The 16,148-nt window shown below is 41.4% G+C and carries 21 protein-coding genes, 3 tRNA genes and 2 pseudogenes; 8 read left to right on the top strand and 18 right to left on the bottom strand.

Translation table 11 applies throughout. The annotated features are described in order from the left end of the window. Positions 1 to 87: 87 nt before the first annotated feature. From KUH03_RS39475 to rocD, 14 genes are all read right to left on the bottom strand, one after another. Positions 88 to 441, bottom strand: a complete 354-nt coding sequence (locus tag KUH03_RS39475; RefSeq protein ID WP_257090088.1) for a phytase — start codon at positions 439 to 441, stop codon at positions 88 to 90. Between the two features lie 10 nt (positions 442 to 451). Beyond that, positions 452 to 658, bottom strand: a complete 207-nt coding sequence (locus tag KUH03_RS39470) for a hypothetical protein (protein WP_257090087.1) — start codon at positions 656 to 658, stop codon at positions 452 to 454. After that, positions 655 to 1,260 (bottom strand): hypothetical protein, encoded by a 606-nt coding sequence (locus KUH03_RS39465; RefSeq protein ID WP_257090086.1) that lies wholly within the window; start codon positions 1,258 to 1,260, stop codon positions 655 to 657. Before KUH03_RS39465 ends, KUH03_RS39470 begins: the two co-directional genes overlap by 4 nt. Next, positions 1,188 to 1,712 carry a hypothetical protein gene (locus KUH03_RS39460; RefSeq protein WP_257090085.1) on the bottom strand — a complete coding sequence of 175 codons (525 nt, stop codon included), beginning with the start codon at positions 1,710 to 1,712 and terminating at the stop codon, positions 1,188 to 1,190. The genes KUH03_RS39465 and KUH03_RS39460 overlap by 73 nt, the downstream gene beginning before the upstream one ends. Before the next feature lie 66 nt (positions 1,713 to 1,778). Beyond that, a complete protein-coding gene (locus KUH03_RS39455) occupies positions 1,779 to 2,120 on the bottom strand; it encodes a TonB-dependent receptor (protein ID WP_257090084.1) in 342 nt (113 codons plus the stop codon). Between the two features lie 11 nt (positions 2,121 to 2,131). Continuing rightward, the gene (locus KUH03_RS39450) at positions 2,132 to 3,223 is read right to left on the bottom strand and encodes a TonB-dependent receptor domain-containing protein (protein ID WP_257090083.1); all 1,092 of its coding nucleotides are present in this window, start codon (positions 3,221 to 3,223) and stop codon (positions 2,132 to 2,134) included. Further along, positions 3,208 to 3,600 carry a hypothetical protein gene (locus tag KUH03_RS39445; RefSeq protein WP_257090082.1) on the bottom strand — a complete coding sequence of 131 codons (393 nt, stop codon included), beginning with the start codon at positions 3,598 to 3,600 and terminating at the stop codon, positions 3,208 to 3,210. The genes KUH03_RS39450 and KUH03_RS39445 overlap by 16 nt, the downstream gene beginning before the upstream one ends. Beyond that, on the bottom strand, positions 3,578 to 4,243 hold the full coding sequence (locus KUH03_RS39440; RefSeq protein ID WP_257090081.1) for a TonB-dependent receptor plug domain-containing protein: 666 nt from the start codon (positions 4,241 to 4,243) through the stop codon (positions 3,578 to 3,580). The genes KUH03_RS39445 and KUH03_RS39440 overlap by 23 nt, the downstream gene beginning before the upstream one ends. Positions 4,244 to 4,263: 20 nt before the next feature. Then, a complete protein-coding gene (locus tag KUH03_RS39435) occupies positions 4,264 to 4,437 on the bottom strand; it encodes a hypothetical protein (protein ID WP_257090080.1) in 174 nt (57 codons plus the stop codon). Between the two features lie 325 nt (positions 4,438 to 4,762). Beyond that, the gene (locus KUH03_RS39430) at positions 4,763 to 4,927 is read right to left on the bottom strand and encodes a hypothetical protein (protein ID WP_257090079.1); all 165 of its coding nucleotides are present in this window, start codon (positions 4,925 to 4,927) and stop codon (positions 4,763 to 4,765) included. A 32-nt stretch (positions 4,928 to 4,959) separates the two neighbouring features. Next, complete coding sequence (locus tag KUH03_RS39425) at positions 4,960 to 6,159, bottom strand: tetratricopeptide repeat protein (protein ID WP_257090078.1); 1,200 nt, start codon at positions 6,157 to 6,159, stop codon at positions 4,960 to 4,962. 11 nt (positions 6,160 to 6,170) lie between these two features. After that, a complete protein-coding gene (locus tag KUH03_RS39420; RefSeq protein ID WP_257090077.1) occupies positions 6,171 to 6,320 on the bottom strand; it encodes a hypothetical protein in 150 nt (49 codons plus the stop codon). 731 nt (positions 6,321 to 7,051) lie between these two features. Continuing rightward, on the bottom strand, positions 7,052 to 8,017 hold the full coding sequence (gene rocF / locus KUH03_RS39415; RefSeq protein ID WP_257090076.1) for an arginase: 966 nt from the start codon (positions 8,015 to 8,017) through the stop codon (positions 7,052 to 7,054). Then, positions 8,014 to 9,279 (bottom strand): ornithine--oxo-acid transaminase, encoded by a 1,266-nt coding sequence (gene rocD, locus KUH03_RS39410; RefSeq protein WP_257090075.1) that lies wholly within the window; start codon positions 9,277 to 9,279, stop codon positions 8,014 to 8,016. Before rocD ends, rocF begins: the two co-directional genes overlap by 4 nt. Before the next feature lie 123 nt (positions 9,280 to 9,402). On the opposite strand from rocD, the gene KUH03_RS39405 reads away from it, so the two are divergent. After that, entirely contained in the window at positions 9,403 to 9,588 is a 186-nt protein-coding gene (locus tag KUH03_RS39405) for a winged helix-turn-helix transcriptional regulator (protein WP_257090074.1), read from the top strand. 7 nt (positions 9,589 to 9,595) lie between these two features. Then, the gene (locus KUH03_RS39400) at positions 9,596 to 9,853 is read left to right on the top strand and encodes an Lrp/AsnC family transcriptional regulator (protein ID WP_257090073.1); all 258 of its coding nucleotides are present in this window, start codon (positions 9,596 to 9,598) and stop codon (positions 9,851 to 9,853) included. A 61-nt stretch (positions 9,854 to 9,914) separates the two neighbouring features. Here KUH03_RS39400 and KUH03_RS39395 read toward each other — a convergent pair whose 3' ends face one another. Further along, complete coding sequence (locus tag KUH03_RS39395; protein ID WP_120257934.1) at positions 9,915 to 10,103, bottom strand: hypothetical protein; 189 nt, start codon at positions 10,101 to 10,103, stop codon at positions 9,915 to 9,917. A gap of 288 nt (positions 10,104 to 10,391) precedes the next feature. Between KUH03_RS39395 and KUH03_RS39390 the strand changes: the two genes are divergently transcribed. The 5 genes and pseudogenes from KUH03_RS39390 (at position 10,392) to KUH03_RS49860 (ending at position 12,809) form a co-directional block, all read left to right on the top strand. After that, the gene (locus KUH03_RS39390) at positions 10,392 to 10,553 is read left to right on the top strand and encodes a hypothetical protein (RefSeq protein WP_257090072.1); all 162 of its coding nucleotides are present in this window, start codon (positions 10,392 to 10,394) and stop codon (positions 10,551 to 10,553) included. A 102-nt stretch (positions 10,554 to 10,655) separates the two neighbouring features. After that, positions 10,656 to 11,315, top strand: coding sequence for an NAD(P)H-binding protein (locus KUH03_RS39385; RefSeq protein WP_257090070.1), 660 nt, complete (start codon positions 10,656 to 10,658; stop codon positions 11,313 to 11,315). Positions 11,316 to 11,400: 85 nt separating this feature from the next. After that, positions 11,401 to 11,912 (top strand): annotated as a pseudogene (locus KUH03_RS39380) (alkaline phosphatase). Positions 11,913 to 11,959: 47 nt separating this feature from the next. Then, positions 11,960 to 12,478, top strand: coding sequence for an alkaline phosphatase (locus KUH03_RS39370; protein ID WP_257090067.1), 519 nt, complete (start codon positions 11,960 to 11,962; stop codon positions 12,476 to 12,478). Between the two features lie 124 nt (positions 12,479 to 12,602). Then, positions 12,603 to 12,809: a hypothetical protein gene (locus tag KUH03_RS49860; protein WP_373564569.1), complete on the top strand. Its 207-nt coding sequence runs from the start codon at positions 12,603 to 12,605 to the stop codon at positions 12,807 to 12,809. A gap of 40 nt (positions 12,810 to 12,849) precedes the next feature. Here KUH03_RS49860 and KUH03_RS39360 read toward each other — a convergent pair. The 3 genes from KUH03_RS39360 to KUH03_RS39350 form a co-directional block, all read right to left on the bottom strand. Next, positions 12,850 to 12,922 (bottom strand) — tRNA-Thr (locus KUH03_RS39360). A 34-nt stretch (positions 12,923 to 12,956) separates the two neighbouring features. Further along, positions 12,957 to 13,029, bottom strand: a tRNA-Thr gene (locus KUH03_RS39355). 33 nt (positions 13,030 to 13,062) lie between these two features. Continuing rightward, positions 13,063 to 13,135 (bottom strand) — tRNA-Thr (locus KUH03_RS39350). Positions 13,136 to 13,406: 271 nt separating this feature from the next. Here KUH03_RS39350 and clpB point away from each other — a divergent pair. After that, positions 13,407 to 16,007, top strand: a pseudogene (gene clpB, locus KUH03_RS47455) (ATP-dependent chaperone ClpB). Positions 16,008 to 16,148 lie beyond the last annotated feature (141 nt).

Below are 16,148 nucleotides of genomic sequence, written 5' to 3'. Positions count from 1 at the left end.
CCTACAAACATATCCAATCCCCCTGATCGATTGGTTTCATATCTGGCAACGAGAATATGCGTAGTTTATGTGTCATACGTTCTGTTGTCACAGCGATATCGACGGGTTTCCTCCGATGATCAAACCATAGGCGATATCCACATTATTTGGGCGTTTCAAATTTGAGGCTACCTTATCTTTAACAATTTTACCTTGTAAATCGTACACAAATAAAGCACCATCCGCATCTTTGTCGGTTGCGATGACCAGACTTTTGCTAGGATCGGTTTTATTGACCCAGATCGCAGGATCATCGGAATCGTAACGTACCGCATCAGTAACAAAAACAGGTTTAATAGATTCCGTTGCGGATGTATTCGTTTTTGGGTTATTACAGGAGACTTGCAGTAATGTCGATGCCGTCAAGCCAAAAAATAGTATTGTTTTTAACGTTGTTTTCATGTTGAATTAATTAAAATTTGGCACCAAAAGCACCAACATAAGTTGCAGGTTGTGGAGAGCTATAGGATAAACCATTTGATAGTGTCAATCCATCTATAAAATGTGGTTTGAATGCTAACGTACCAGCTTTCAAAGCGGATGAATTTCCTTGTAGATGGAAATCCCAGGCTGCATTAAACACATAATTATCACCGGGAGTTTCTAATGGATAGTTCACAAATTTAGGTTGTTTTCCCCTGCCAATTTGCCCCTGACATCATTGGTCCCTTCAACGATATCATTCTTTCCGACCTGAAATTGGTCCACCGTCAATTGATCATAACCATAATACCAATTGTTGCTTGATACCGAGCGCTTATCTTCGGGCTTCTTGGGGTCGCGTTTAACCCCGAATCGGGTATTGGCGAACAGATTATTGTACACTTCCGCTTTAACAGAGGCCTCTAACCAAACCGAACCACCTTTTGCGGTCGGCCGACGCCAGCCCGTATTCAGCATGGTATTGTTGTAAACGATGATATGTGCCTGTGGTATTCTGTCTCCTGAATTGGAAAGCTTTAAGGCATTGGTGTTGACACTGTAGACCAGATTGTAGGCTACATCAGCAAGACAACCAGATTTAAAGTTCATAGCTTCACCTCCAGTGACGCCATTCGAGAAGAAACGATTGTTAGCGAAGATAATTTTACCACCTTCAATATAGGTGCAATCTTCATGAAAATGACTGATTGTGCTATTTTGAACAATCAGTTTCCCATCAATATTGGAAAACCATAATGCGGGTAGCGCTTCACCAGCTGTCTTTTTATATAATCCCATTTTGACAGACATTGAAGCATCGGAGGTAACTGCTCCCCATATTCGATAATGGTATGGTCTAAAACTAACTCCTGACAACTAGGTGCCGCTAAAATACCACCCCAAAGCTTTCCAAATTCATTGGTTTTGGATTTGTATTTATCTTCTACAGTAAATTTCACCGGATTTTCAGCGGTACCTAGCGCATATAGATTTCCCAACACCACGATTTCAGCTTTACCAACAGAGTCCATTAACACCGTCACGCCCTCCTCAATGGTCAATGTTTTTCCTTCGGGAATAATAATATCACCTTTAATATGCTGGATACTCCCCTTACTCCAAACGCCGGAAACTTCACCAATAGCACTACCATTGGCATCAGAAGTATCCACGTCAATATTTGCCTTTTCACAGGCCGCTAACAATGCGATTGAAAGAGCTGTAAACAATAAAATAATGTTATTTTTCATCTGTATATTTCATTATGAGCATGTGCTCGATTTATTTAATTATAATATGCTAAATGCTTCACAAACCTATTTATTCAGATTATAGCGTAGACCTAGGATATAATTTTGGCCATATAAATCCTTTCGAATAAGCGTATTACCACCCTGCACGAGCTTTTCCATAATCTTATCATTCTCAGGATTTGTCCCCTTCACATATAGTTCCATAGGTGTATTTAAGATATTATTGGCTTTGGCGAAAATTGCCCATCCTGCACGGAATTTCTTTTCCACAGAAGCATCAAGTTGAATAAATCCCTTTTGCCATAAATCATTATTCAAAAACTGGGAAACGGTATTGATCCGGGATCCGGTATAAGATCCAGCCAATTGTCCTTCCCAACCTCTGTTAGCATCTTTGTATAACAAGGATAAATTAGCTATATGTGCTGCTTGCCCATAAAGAGGGCGAGTTTGATCCAAAAGATAGGATCGGGATCCTGCGTAACCTCGTTCGTCTTACGGGTCATTTTAGTCGTGGTGATGCTCGAATGCGTATATGTATAATTCGCCTTAACACCAAATTTTTGGATATACTTGATATAATCAACCTCTAAGCCGAAGTTTTTAGCAGTTCCAAAATTTCCAGGTGTATAGTATACGTCCTGCCTGCGTACCTCATCAGGCTGAAAAGTGTACTCGATGGGGTTTTTAATCTTTTTATAAAACATACCCACAAGAAATTGTGATGACGCTTCTGGGAATAATTCGTAACGTAAATCAAAATTATCGGCCAACGCGTGTTTCAAATCTGGATTCCCTCGCTCCATAAATTCCTCATTGACAACACTAGATGGAACAATTTCGTAAAAACCAGGGCGGTTTAATGCCCGATAGTAAGCTGCATGAAGTTGTTGCTTTTTGTCCAAATGATATTTAATCGTTAAACTCGGCAACCATTCGGTATAGACCTGAGATCCCTCAGGTCTCTTTTCTCCAGCAGGGAATAATAATTTATACCCCTGGTTCGTATGCTCCATACGTATACCTCCGATCATTTGCAGCTTGTCATTCTCATAGTTGAACATCCCGTAAACCGCAGTCGTTTTTTCATCAGCATCGTAGGTCAATGCATTAGCCACAGCACCAGTAGCATTACTGACTGTCAATTGAAGATCCGTGTACTTCTGAAAATCAACCCCATACTTATACTTCGCCTCATCAGAGATTGGAGAAAGGTTATAATTATTATAGAAACTGCTCCTTTGTTTGTCACGATATAAACCACCCGTGGAAATCTCCAGTTTGTTTTCTGCCATCGGCACTTTATAAGCGAGGTCCCAATAGCCGGCTCGATCCTCATCGGTATTACGTTCCCAACGGTAAGTCACTGGCGACTTGTTTACGAGAGAAGTCCGTCTACGTTCAAAGTTCTCCTCCACTCCATCTAAGCTAATTGTCGTATTCTGCGGCAACTCATTGCGCGCCGAAGACAAGACACCCGACCAGCGAAAATTCAAACGATTATCCAAAAATGATGGTCGCCTTGGAGATTACCAGTGTAGATCTGTTGTTGTGTCTTCCTGCTCCGGGTCACATAGGTCAACTCGGACTTACCGTTACTTGGATCGTACTGTCCATTGTAAATCGTATTGACCGCATCTCGTAATTGGAGATTGTTCAAGTTCACATACATCTGGTAAAAACTCAGTCGATGGTTTGGGTTGATTCGATAATCAATTTTGTTATGCAGTCCCAAGCGTTGTTGCTGTTCATCATATTGTCGGTCACTCTGTTCGGTAATGACCGCATTGGGATTGATATCAACGACAGACGATTTGTAGAAAATAGAACGACTGCCGCGATGAAGGTTTTGATAACTTGCCCTAGTATGACCCCAACTTATCATCTAAATAGCGATTGCCAATCGTTAGGTTACCGATAAGATCTGGGGATGGTTTTTTATACGTATAGTCCAACGTTCCCTTATCAAAATCAGCAGAAGTAGCATTATAATTTTTCCCATGAAGTTCATAAGGAGATTTTGACGAAACCCCGCTGGTGGAAAAACTACCAAAATCCCGATTAAAATACCGTTGGCTGTATCCTGTAGCCAGGTTAGCCTGAAACAATAATTTGCTTGGAGCAGATTTCATGACCATATTCACGACACCACCAATGGCATCAGCCTCCATATTTGGCGTCAGGGATTTGTAGATTTCCAATCGCTCCAACATATCCGATGGGAATAGATCCAGGGGCACATAGCGATATTTGTTGTCAGGACTGGGGACTTTCACGCCATTGACCAAAGTCGTGTTATAGCGTTTGTCCATGCCCCTTAAAATAGCATACTGCCCTTCACCATTCGAATTCCGTTCGATGGAAACACCCGAAACACGTTGCACAACATTTGCCACTGTAATATCTGGAGAGATCTCAATTGCCCGAGCTGATACGACGTTCATGATCTGTGAGGCATTCTTTTCTAGTCGACGGGCGCTTGGATCATCATCGCCGCCATTTCGCTTTCCTTTGACAGTTACCTCCATTAAAGTTTGTTCACTCGAGGCTAGCTGAAAAGTAAAATGAGGTGTATTCTCTTTTTAATCTCAATTTCTTTAATCAATTCAGTATAGGCCACATGCCGAATATGGACTTTATCTGTACCTGCGGATAGTCCTTTGAATTCAAATGAACCATCCAATTGTGTCTTGGTTGACAAACCCCTTTGTTCAAGGAACACGGTCGCACCGACTATGGCTTCCCCTGTTTGTCCATCCAGGACTTTCCCTTGATCTTGGTTGCATAAGCGGCGCTGATCGAAATACTGGAGGCAAGCAATACCGTTAAAACGTTTTTCATTTTTAATAGATTATTATGAATCTCTGATTGTTGCTGCAAATATGATAGCCTGCAACAGATTCACAAAATCTTTGGCGTTACAAGAAAGAAACAAGCTGAAACAGGGGATCAACCAGAGGGAATCAACAACAAATAAACAACTGAAATAAAGACAATTACAAGCAAAATAAGCGCCGTTAACCTTCAGTTATCCTTATGTTAAGAAATTATGAAATACTAAGCAGATACCCGGCGAGATCCTCACCCTGTTCCAGTTTTAGTTTTTTCCTTAACCGATGTCTGGCCACACGAAGACTATCCTGTGATATCCCCAACAGGATCGCGATATCTGTATTATTGAGATTGATTTTCAGCAATGCGATCAGGCGCATGTCGGCTGCGGTCAGATCAGGAAATAGCTTGATCAGTTTTTCAAAAAACTATGATGTACGCGTTCAAATGTCCCCATAAACTCTTTCCAATGGATGCCTTGCGTAATATGTTCACTGATCTGTTGTACCAACCGTTGCATAGGTTTCTTTTGATCCCGTCGATCGTCTTTGACTAGCGCTTTCAATTCGTCGCGAAGTTCTTCCAGAAATTGGTTACTGCGGATGAGGTTGAGCGTATGGGATGTGAGTTCCTTTTCCTTCAGCGTTAGCTCCTGCTTGAGCTGCTTATCTTCCAACAGCTGATTTTTGAGTGCTATTTCCGCCAGTTCACGCTCCGCTTCCTGTTTCCGTGATTCAGCGATCTGAGTTTTGATCCTTATTTTCTGCCGGCTATAAAGAACATAGGATAATACACTCAATAAGATCAATACCACAATCGTACCGAGCAACAAGATCGAATTGATCCGTTTGTTTGTCTGTAGTTTTTCTATTTCCTCCGCCTTTTGATTCATATCATACAGTGCCTGGAAAAATGCTGTGTGCCGCGCCCCATCCACACTATAAAGCTCCAGCACGAGTTTTCGGCTCCGTTCTGCATAGAAATAAGCACTGTCCATTTGTCCGCTTAAAGCATATGTCTTACTGAGATCTTTTGTCGTTGATGCCATCTGATAGACATCTCCAAGATTCTCCGCTAGGCGAAAAGCGAGTTGGGTCAGCTGAATACTTTCGGGATATTTATTGGTTTTTCGAAAGATATCACCCATATTATTGATCACCACAATCCTTCCATAGTTATCCTGTGTTTCCTGATATAAATTCCTCGCCTTTTCAAAATGCAAATAAGCACTATCATATTTCCCAAGATCTTCATAGATACTGCCCAAGTTTTCATGAATCTTAGCTTCCCCATTACGATTTGTCTGCTCACGGTAGATCACCAAGGCCTGTTTTTGATAGACAAAAGCCGAATCATAATGTCCCTCCTTTTCAAAAAGATGCCCCATATTTCCCAGGACAGAAGCCTCACCATTTCGGTCATTTTCGCTTTTGAATGTGTGTAGCGCCTTGTTAAAGTATTCCTTGGCCAACTGATGTTGCTTGTTGAAGATATTGAGTTCACCGATATCACTCCAGTTGGATCCCAGTGCCTGTTTCGCGTTGAGCTGGGTGTAGATGCGATCTGCCTGGAAGTAATAGTCCTGCGCCTGGGCATAATGCCCTTGATTCACGCATAACCAACCTATTGTCTGCAGGCAATTTCCTGTAGCAGTAGATCACGGTCGTTTATGGCTTTCGCATAACGTTTTTTCACTAAGGTAATCGCCGAATCTGGATAATTTTGGCTTAATACCCGAATCTCTTTAAATGAATCAGCTTGTGCCGTAGTCAACTGTGAGAAAAAAAAGCTGTACCAGAAAGAAGGTCGAAAATATAATATTGTAAGAAATTCTCATTTTTGCCGTAAATAGTCGCCGCGTAAATTTAAGCGTTAGCATGTTAAGAGAATATTAAATCAGATTAAACTTAATATATGTCTGCTGTCCTATTGGCAGGATATTTTATACGAAAGTGCTTCTTTTCTTTGCTTGCTTATTGCTATTTCTTTGGTGTTTCATTGCTGTTTCTTTGGTTATTTATGGGTTGTTCTTTACCGTTTCTAGGCCTGTTCTTCGAGACTTCTTCGTACCTTCTAGGGACCTGGCTTGGGACTGCTTTGCTATTTCTTTGCTATTTCTTTGGTGTTTCTTTGGTGTTTTATTGCTGTTTCTTTGGTATAACGGCAATAAAACACTAAACAATTAACCTCCAACAGGCCTTGTTGGACGCAGCTTGCCTGCACCAAAGTTCCTATCATATACGAAAAAACGACCTAACAAGATAAAAGCAAATAACTTAGGGCTGAACTATTGAAAAGACCCTATAAGGGACGACATCCAGAAACAGTAAAAAATAAGGGGTATCCGATCTTCCTGTCAGATACCCCTTCGTATTTATTGATTTATTAAATATTAATACAAGCGCACTACATGACCTTTTGCTCAATCTTAGTTAAATATCACTAATCCTTACAGAGAAGCCGATCTAAGCCAAAAGCAATATAAAAGGAAATCATATTAGCTATCAATCACCAGATTTGAGTTCGATCAGCGGTGTTATGCGTTCTAAAATATCAAAAGCAACTTCCGCCATCTTATTCCCTTTATTGTCCAACAAAGGGTTTACCTCAACGATTTCCAGACAGCTTACCTTTTCAGATCGTATAATTTCTTCCAATATCAGGACGATTTCCTTTGGCATAAAGCCCTTGGGAACAGGCGTTCCGGTACCATCTGAAATCAATTCGCTATCCATGCTATCCACGTCAAAAGAGATATAAATCATATCGCAATCCTGCAAACCGAGCAGTGCTTCAGCCACACAGTCTTCAATTCCACGTTGGCGAATTTCTTCGACACGGTAATTTTTGATCCCCAAATGCGCAATCAATAGATCTTCAGGTTCCTCGGTATCTCTGACTCCAAAATAGATTAAACTCGCTGGTTGTATCTTTTCTGCCGGACCAGCAATACGCTTCAGCTTATTCCAGAATTCCTGCGTTGATTGATCAATTTCATTAATTTTACAGGACAGGTTATCTTCGTTCAACATGGCCGCCAAGGGCATGCCATGCATATTGCCAGAAGGTGTTGTATAGGGTGAATGAATATCCGCATGGGCGTCAACCCAAATCACACCCAATTTTTTATCAGGATAAGCCGACTTGATACCGCTTATTGTCCCCATTGCCGAAGAATGGTCACCCGAAAATACCAAAGGGAAATTACCCGCCGACAGACTATCTTCCACTGTAGAGGCCACCTGCTTACACTGCTCATAGATCTGTTGGATATGTTTACCGAAAGGATGGTTATCATTTTGGTAAATGGAACTATTTCGTGTAGGCACATCCACAAAGGGATAATTGATAAAATACTGACTTCCTTTGTTGATCGCCGCAATCTCAATAGCATCTATACCAAGGTCAGAACCTCGGGTACCCGCACCAATATCAGATCTGTTTTTGATCAATTCAATCATTTTCTTCATCGTGCAGTCGCATTAGTCAACGATCGTTCGATTATCTCCAGGCAGCTGTCGATTTGACTTTCCGTAATCACCAATGGTGGCGCCAAACGGATCTTGTTGCCATGAGTAGGTTTTGCCAAAAGACCATTTTCCTTAAATTCTAGGCAAATATTCCAGGCTAGATCACTCTCTTCGCTGGCATTGATCACAATAGCTGTCAATAGTCCTTTGCCCCTGACTTCGGTAATCATATCCGATTTGGCCGCAATTTTTCGTAAACCCTCCAAAAACCGATCCCCCATTTGACGGGCATTGTTGATCAGATCTTCATCCAGCACAACCTGAAGCGCTTCCATCGCTACCGCACAGGCCAGCGGATTACCACCGTAGGTAGAACCATGCTCACCCGGTTTGATACACAACATAATAGCATCATCTGCCAATACCGCTGAGACGGGCAATACACCTCCAGATAGGGCCTTACCCAATATCAATACATCCGGTTTACTCGCACTATCCACATCATCAATGGCATAGGAAGCCAACATACTTCCGGTTCTTGCTATACCTGTCTGGATTTCATCCGCAATAAAGAGTACATTATAGGTTGTACACAACTGGCGTACACGTTTCAAATAATCTGCATCCGGAACCACAATTCCCGCTTCACCCTGAATTGGCTCAACAATAAATCCGGCAATATTTTTATCCTGTTTAAACAAGGCTTCCAATGCCTCGATATCATTGTAGGGCACCAATGCTATTCCTTCCACGAAAGGACCGAAATCGTTGGTTGCAGTCGTATCGTTTGAAGCAGATATCACCGAAATGGTACGTCCATGAAAATTATCTTTGGCAAAAACTATTTTAGCTTGATTTTGAGCAATACCTTTGACTTGATATGCCCATTTACGACAGAGCTTCATCGCTGTTTCAACAGCCTCTACACCCGAGTTCATAACCAAAGCTTTATCAAATACGAACAGCTTACAGATCATTTCCTCAAAATCTCCCAGCTTATTGTTATAGAAAGCACGTGAAGTCAAAGTCAACTTCTGAGCTTGATCTGTCAACGCAGCAATAATACGCGGGTGACAATGCCCCTGATTGACTGCTGAATATGCCGACAGGAAATCAAAATAAGACTTACCATCAACATCCCATACCATGACACCTTCTGCCCGCTCCAACACAACCGGTAAAGGGTGATAGTTGTGTGCTCCATATTTTTCTTCCTTGGCAATAAATGCCGCGCCGTTTCCTTGTTTAGATACAATACTCATAATTTGGATTTTATTTCAAATAATAACAAATATACAATTTTTACTATTTTTAAGATAAAATAATAGAATTTAACGCTATTTTAGCGTTAAAATATTAAAATTAACTTTTAAACCTACATAACAATGAACGGAATAGATGAATTTGACCTTCAAATTTTAAAATACCTAGATGCGGATGGCCGAATGGCGTACTCCGCTATTGCAACAGCATTAGGCGTATCCAATACCATGATCCATCAACGTATCAATCGTCTCATGGAGCAAGGGATATTAACAGGTATAAAACCCGTATTAGATGAAAAAGATTAGGTTATGATTGGGGGCTTTTACGGGGCTCAGTCTGGAAAAAGATCATGATTCAAGTCGTATCATTGCCGAGCTGAAAAAGATCCCTGAAGTTACGGAATGTTATTACATCACTGGAAACTACACTTTATACGTAAAGATTATCGCCAGAAACCATGAACATATGCGTCAGTTGCTTTATGAAAAAATTGACAACATTCCGGGCATCGCAAAGACAGATTCTCTCATCGAATTAGGATGTGCATTTAAACGCAATATTATCCTTTAACAACAATAGCAAGCTCAACTGGTCTTGGATCTCAGACAGCAATCTTGGATTCAAGACCTTGTTATTGTTTCCCGATATTTGCCAGCTCCTCCTCTGTCCAATAAATCAGTTCCCGTAATACAAACACATTTTCATAGCTTCCCAACCCATCAATATAATCCCACAGATTGCCTTCAACTTTAACCGGCCTGCCATGGTGCAGTATATCATACCCATTATCCAACCAATTTTGTATCTGCTCTTTATCCATCTTTATATGATCTTATTGTTAATATTTATTTAAAACGATTACCTCAAATATAAGGCATTTTTGTGAGGGAAATAAGTCTCTATACAAGAAAATTTAAATATGATACTTTATTAAAAAAACAACATATCGGTGACAAGTTTTCAGTTCGAATTAGGCAGTTTTAGGATTAAATAAAGTATATTCGTATAAAACCAAATTGTATAATTATGGCAGATTTTTTTCTATGTTGGCTATGAAGGTGAAGACGAACTACTCGAACTCGTAGCAGTATCAACCATCCAATCGCTATTGTATTTTCAGGACGCCGATCAGGAAGATTTTACGACAATAAAAACCTCTATCGATCAAAATTTTATTGTGGAAGAAGATCTGATTACTGTAGCAGACGCCCTGAGACTGGATCAATCCATCGTACGTTTTACACCCGGAAAACCAAATTACAAAGATTAGGGATTCTGCTGTAAAACTATTGTTTATCAACAGCAGTATTGCTGTCCCGATTGACAGGGATAGCCTGTCGTTCATTTGATGTAAAACAAAAAAATCAACAACATGAGAGCAGTTTTAATTGGTGGTTCCGGTGCCACTGGAAGAGTACTTGTTCATGAACTATTAAAATCTACGGATTTTACCGAAGTCGTCGTCCTCTTACGGCGCAAGAACTTTGATGAGCAACCCAAATTACGGCAGATCGTTGTAGACTTCAGTAAACTCCAAGAGTTTGAACAGGAAATTCACGGCGATGTTGCTTTTTCCTGTCTGGGCACCACAGTCAAAGATGCAGGTAGTAAAGAAGCGCAATGGAAGGTAGATCATGACCTCAACCTGCAATTCGCAGCGCTGGCCAAGAAAAATGAAATCCCCTGTTTTGTATTACTTTCGGCGGTCAACGCAGATGCTGAATCGAAGATTTTCTACAATCGGATGAAAGGGAGTCTGGAGCAACATGTGAAAGCACTAGATTTTGGTAAACTTATTATTGTACAGCCCGGCGGCTTGATCCGTCCCAATACAGATCGTTTAGGTGAAAAAATCGGCATAAGCGCATTGCGCGCTTTTAACCGTATCGGCCTTTTTAAGAGCTATGAAGCGCTACCTGTTGCCCTGGTTGCCCAAGCAATGATAAAGTCCATTCACGCCCGCAAAGAACGCATCAATATCATCTCAGTGGAAGATATCAAACAGCTATCAGACAAGGTGAACCAAGGGTAATGTAAAAAGTATTCATAACAATGAATTAACAATAAGCTAATCCGGGCTTATTAATTTGCTGTCATTTATTTTATCTATCACACTAATGAAAAAACGCGTTTTATTCCTTTTTCTCTTTGCTTTTATTTATGTATTTCCGGCTTTTAGCCAAGAAGCAAAATATATCTTTTACCTCATCGGTGACGGAATGGGACTTAATCAAGTCAATCTGACCGAAATACACCGTGCCGAACTCCAGCAAAAAAACAGTACAGTACCTTTGGTCTTTACCCAGTTTCCCCATGTTGGATTTGCTTCCACGCACTCCCAATCCAATGGTGTTACCGATTCTGGCGCTGGTGGTACAGCTCTTGCCGTCGGTAAAAAACGAAAAACGGTGTTATCGGAATGGACAGTACCGGAACAGTGCCACACAAAAGTATCGCTTATGCAGCCAAGGAAAAAGGAAAGAAAGTCGGTATCATCACCACTGTGAGTATAGACCATGCTACACCTGCTTCGTTTTATGCCCATCAGCCTGACCGTGATATGTATTACGAAATTGGCAAAGAAATTATCAGCTCAATTTTGACTTCTTTGGTGGATCCAATTTCCTAAAACCCGAAACAACCTTTGATAAACAGCCAGCTCCTTCCCTTTTCCCTTTGTTTGAAAAAGCAGGATACAAAGTTTTAAAGGGAAAAGAGGCCTATACGCAACATCCCCGCAAGTCTGACAAAATTATCCTTATGAATACAGACGGAACTGCAACAGATGCGCTAAAATACGCCATAGATCAAAAACCATCTGACCTCAAGCTAGCGGATATTACCGCTGCTGCCATCCAATCGTTGGAACAAAACAATAAAAATGGATTCTTTTTGATGGTTGAAGGTGGAAAAATAGACTGGGCCTGCCATGCAAACGACGCTGCTACCACCATCCAGGAAGTATTAGACTTTAATTCGGCAGCAGAGCTTGTGTATGAATTCTACAAGAAACACCCCAAAGAAACACTTATTGTGGTGACTGCTGACCATGAAACCGGTGGATTGGGTATCGGCAACGGTAGCTCTACTTTAAAGACAAAATTACTGGCTAATCAAAATTATCGCATGCCGAGCTTTCAAATGAAATCGGTAATCTGCGCAAAAACAAAGCAAATGCAACTTGGGATGACCTAAAAATCTGCTTTCCACGCATACAGGCCTGTATAACCAGGTAAAAGTCAATGCGGATGACGACAAATCACTACAGGGAGCTTACCAACGTAGCTTCGTTGACCACCAGAATGAAACAGCAAAAAGTTTGTACGCCAGTGATGACAAAATCGCGGCTTTAAGCATTGCCATACTAAACCGTATGGGCTCAATTGCCTGGGCTTCCAACAACCATTCAGCAGCTTACGCGCCCGTTTATGCCATTGGTGCAGGCGCAGAGCAGTTCAACCAAAAAATGGACAACACCGATATACCGAAGAAAATAGCGATAGCCGCCAAGCTCAGCTTAGACTAAAAACAAAAAAATCCCCAAGAAATTCTTGGGGATTTTTTTGAGCCTCTTATCGGAATCGAACCAATGACCTACTGATTACAAGTCAGTTGCTCTACCAGCTGAGCTAAAGAGGCCTTCTAAATGAATTTTAATGAGTATCGCTCAAAGAGCCTCTTATCGGAATCGAACCAATGACCTACTGATTACAAGTCAGTTGCTCTACCAGCTGAGCTAAAGAGGCTTTTTAAAGAAGTTTGATGAGTAACACTCGAAGAGCCTCTTATCGGAATCGAACCAATGACCTACTGATTACAAGTCAGTTGCTCTACCAGCTGAGCTAAAGAGGCTTTTTACTTCTTTTCAATCTTAAAACGACCTCCGTTTTAAGATGCTGCAAATATCGAAAGCCTAAATCAAAAATGCAAGTCCCCGCTATAATTTTTACCCGCTTTGATGCCAAATATTTAAAAATCAACAGCATTATTTTTTAATACTGAAAATTTGTCATGAATCAATAAATATTAATGTCATTTTTTCCGAATTAACACATAAAACCCGAATGGCATTTCAATTGTTATACCCCTACATATCAACAAAATTTTAATTAAGCGATACAGAATGAACTTTAACAATTACACAATCAAAGCCCAAGAGGCTATACAAAAAGCGTCGGAGATAGCCGCTGGAAATCAGCAACAGGCCATCGAGACAGCACATATATTAAAAGCATTACTTACTGTAGATGAAAATGTTGTCAGTCACCTCTTAAAGAAATTGAACGTCAACATCCCTTACCTTGGCGCTGAGCTTGATAAGCAAATCGAGAGCTTCCCCAAAGTAAGCGGAAGTAACATCTATCTCAGCAGTGATGCAAACAATGCTTTACAAAAAGCACAAGGATATCTCAAAGAATTTAACGATGAATTTGTCTCGGTCGAGCATGTACTACTGGGTATATTGGCCACTTCAGACAAAACTCAACCCTACTGAAATCACAAGGGGTAACGGAAAAAGATCTCAAAACTGCCATTAAAGAATTGCGGGGCAATAGTCGCGTGACCGATCAAAATGCAGAGGCAACTTACAACGCACTTGGAAAATATGCCCGTAACTTAAATGAATACGCCGAATCCGGCAAACTAGACCCGGTCATCGGTCGGGACGAGGAGATCCGACGTGTCATGCAGATTCTTTCACGACGCACCAAAAACAACCCCATACTCGTTGGTGAACCGGGGTTGGTAAGACCGCTATTGCCGAGGGAATCGCCTATCGGATTATCAAAGGTGATGCGCCGGAAAACCTAAAGTCCAAGATTGTATTTTCATTGGATATGGGAGCCCTCGTTGCGGGAGCTAAATACAAGGGGGAATTTGAGGAACGCTTAAAGGCCGTTGTCAAAGAAGTAACGGATTCCAATGGTGAGATCATCCTCTTCATCGATGAGATCCATACTTTGGTTGGTGCTGGTGGTGGTGAAGGGGCTATGGATGCCGCAAATATCCTAAAACCTGCCTTAGCCAGAGGTGAACTACGTGCCATTGGAGCGACCACACTCAATGAATACCAAAAGTATTTTGAAAAAGACAAGGCGCTAGAGCGTAGATTTCAAAAGGTAATGGTCGAAGAACCAGATACACAGGATGCCATTTCCATCCTGCGGGGACTCAAAGAACGTTATGAAACACATCATAAAGTACGTATCCTAGATGAGTCTATCATCGCAGCGGTAGAATTATCGCAACGTTATATCGCCGACCGTTTTCTACCGGATAAAGCAATTGACTTAATTGACGAGGCTGCCTCCAAATTACGCCTGGAAATGGACTCTGTACCAGAAGCCGTGGACGAATTAGAGCGCCGTATCATGCAATTGGAAATCGAACGCGAAGCATTGAAACGTGAGAATGACGATAAAAAGGTGCAGGAACTTTCTGAAAGCATTGCCAACTTATCCGCTGAACGCGATACCCTAAGAGCTTCATGGCAAGAAGAAAAAAAAGCCTGGTGGACAATGTAAATCAAGAAATTGAAAACATTGAAAACTATAAACTTGAAGCCGAACAGGCCGAACGCTCAGGTGATTATGGCAAAGTGGCCGAATTACGTTACGGACGGATCAAAGAAGCACAGGAAAAAGTGGAGAAACTGAAAGCTGAACTGGCTGAAAAACAGGAAAGCAAACGCATGCTCAAGGAAGAGGTAACTTCTGAAGATATTGCTGATGTCGTTGCTAAATGGACTGGAATACCTGTCAGCAAAATGATTCAGTCTGAACGTGAAAAGCTGCTGAATCTGGAAGAGGAACTTCACAAACGGGTCGCAGGTCAAGATGAAGCCATTGAAGCGATCTCTGATGCAATCCGTCGTTCCAGAGCAGGACTGAATGATGCAAAACGCCCGATAGGTTCATTCATCTTCCTGGGTACAACCGGGGTCGGAAAAACCGAACTCGCAAAAGCCCTGGCTGAATTTCTATTCGATGATGAACAGTCTATGGTCCGTATCGACATGTCCGAATATCAGGAAAGACATGCCGTGTCTCGTTTGATCGGTGCGCCTCCGGGATATGTCGGTTATGATGAAGGCGGTCAGCTCACAGAAGCCGTACGCAGACACCCTTACTCGGTCGTATTACTGGATGAAATCGAAAAAGCACATCCGGATGTATTTAACATCTTGTTGCAGGTATTGGATGATGGTCACCTGACGGACAACAAAGGTCGTACGGTCAACTTTAAGAATACGATCATTATCATGACCTCTAATACAGGATCGCATATCATCCAAGAGAATTTCAGTCATTTGGATGATGACAACAAAGAGGAGATCATTGCAAAAACGCGGACGGAGGTATTTGATCTGCTTAAACAGTCGATCCGTCCAGAGTTCCTGAACCGTATTGATGAAGTAATTATGTTTACGCCATTGAGTAGAGATGAGATCGGTGATATTGTGCGACTTCAATTTACACATGTCCAAAAACAACTGGCCGAACAAAACATCTTTATCACAGCCTCAGACGAAGCAATGGATTGGTTGGCACAACTCGGATACGATCCGATCTATGGCGCCAGACCATTGAAACGTGTCATTCAGAAACGTATTCTGAATGAGTTGTCGAAAGAAATCTTATCCGGCAAAGTCAGTCGTGATTCGATTATCAGACTGGATGTGTTTGATGGAAAATTCGTCTTTATCAATAAACAGGAAGATTGATAGTTTATGAATAATCATAAGAGCCCCACTCCATTAGCGGGGCTCTTATGTTATAAACAGGTATTTTACAGGTAAACTATCTTCTAATTCGAAACCCCTACTGCTTTCAGCAATTTCTTCACATCGTCCTCCCCATCAAGA

This window comes from Sphingobacterium sp. E70, assembly GCF_019285695.1.
In the GTDB taxonomy this organism is placed as follows: Bacteria; Bacteroidota; Bacteroidia; order Sphingobacteriales; family Sphingobacteriaceae; genus Sphingobacterium; species Sphingobacterium detergens.
The sequence above is the reverse complement of the archived record's forward strand: the minus strand, read 5'-3'. Positions and strand labels throughout refer to the sequence as shown.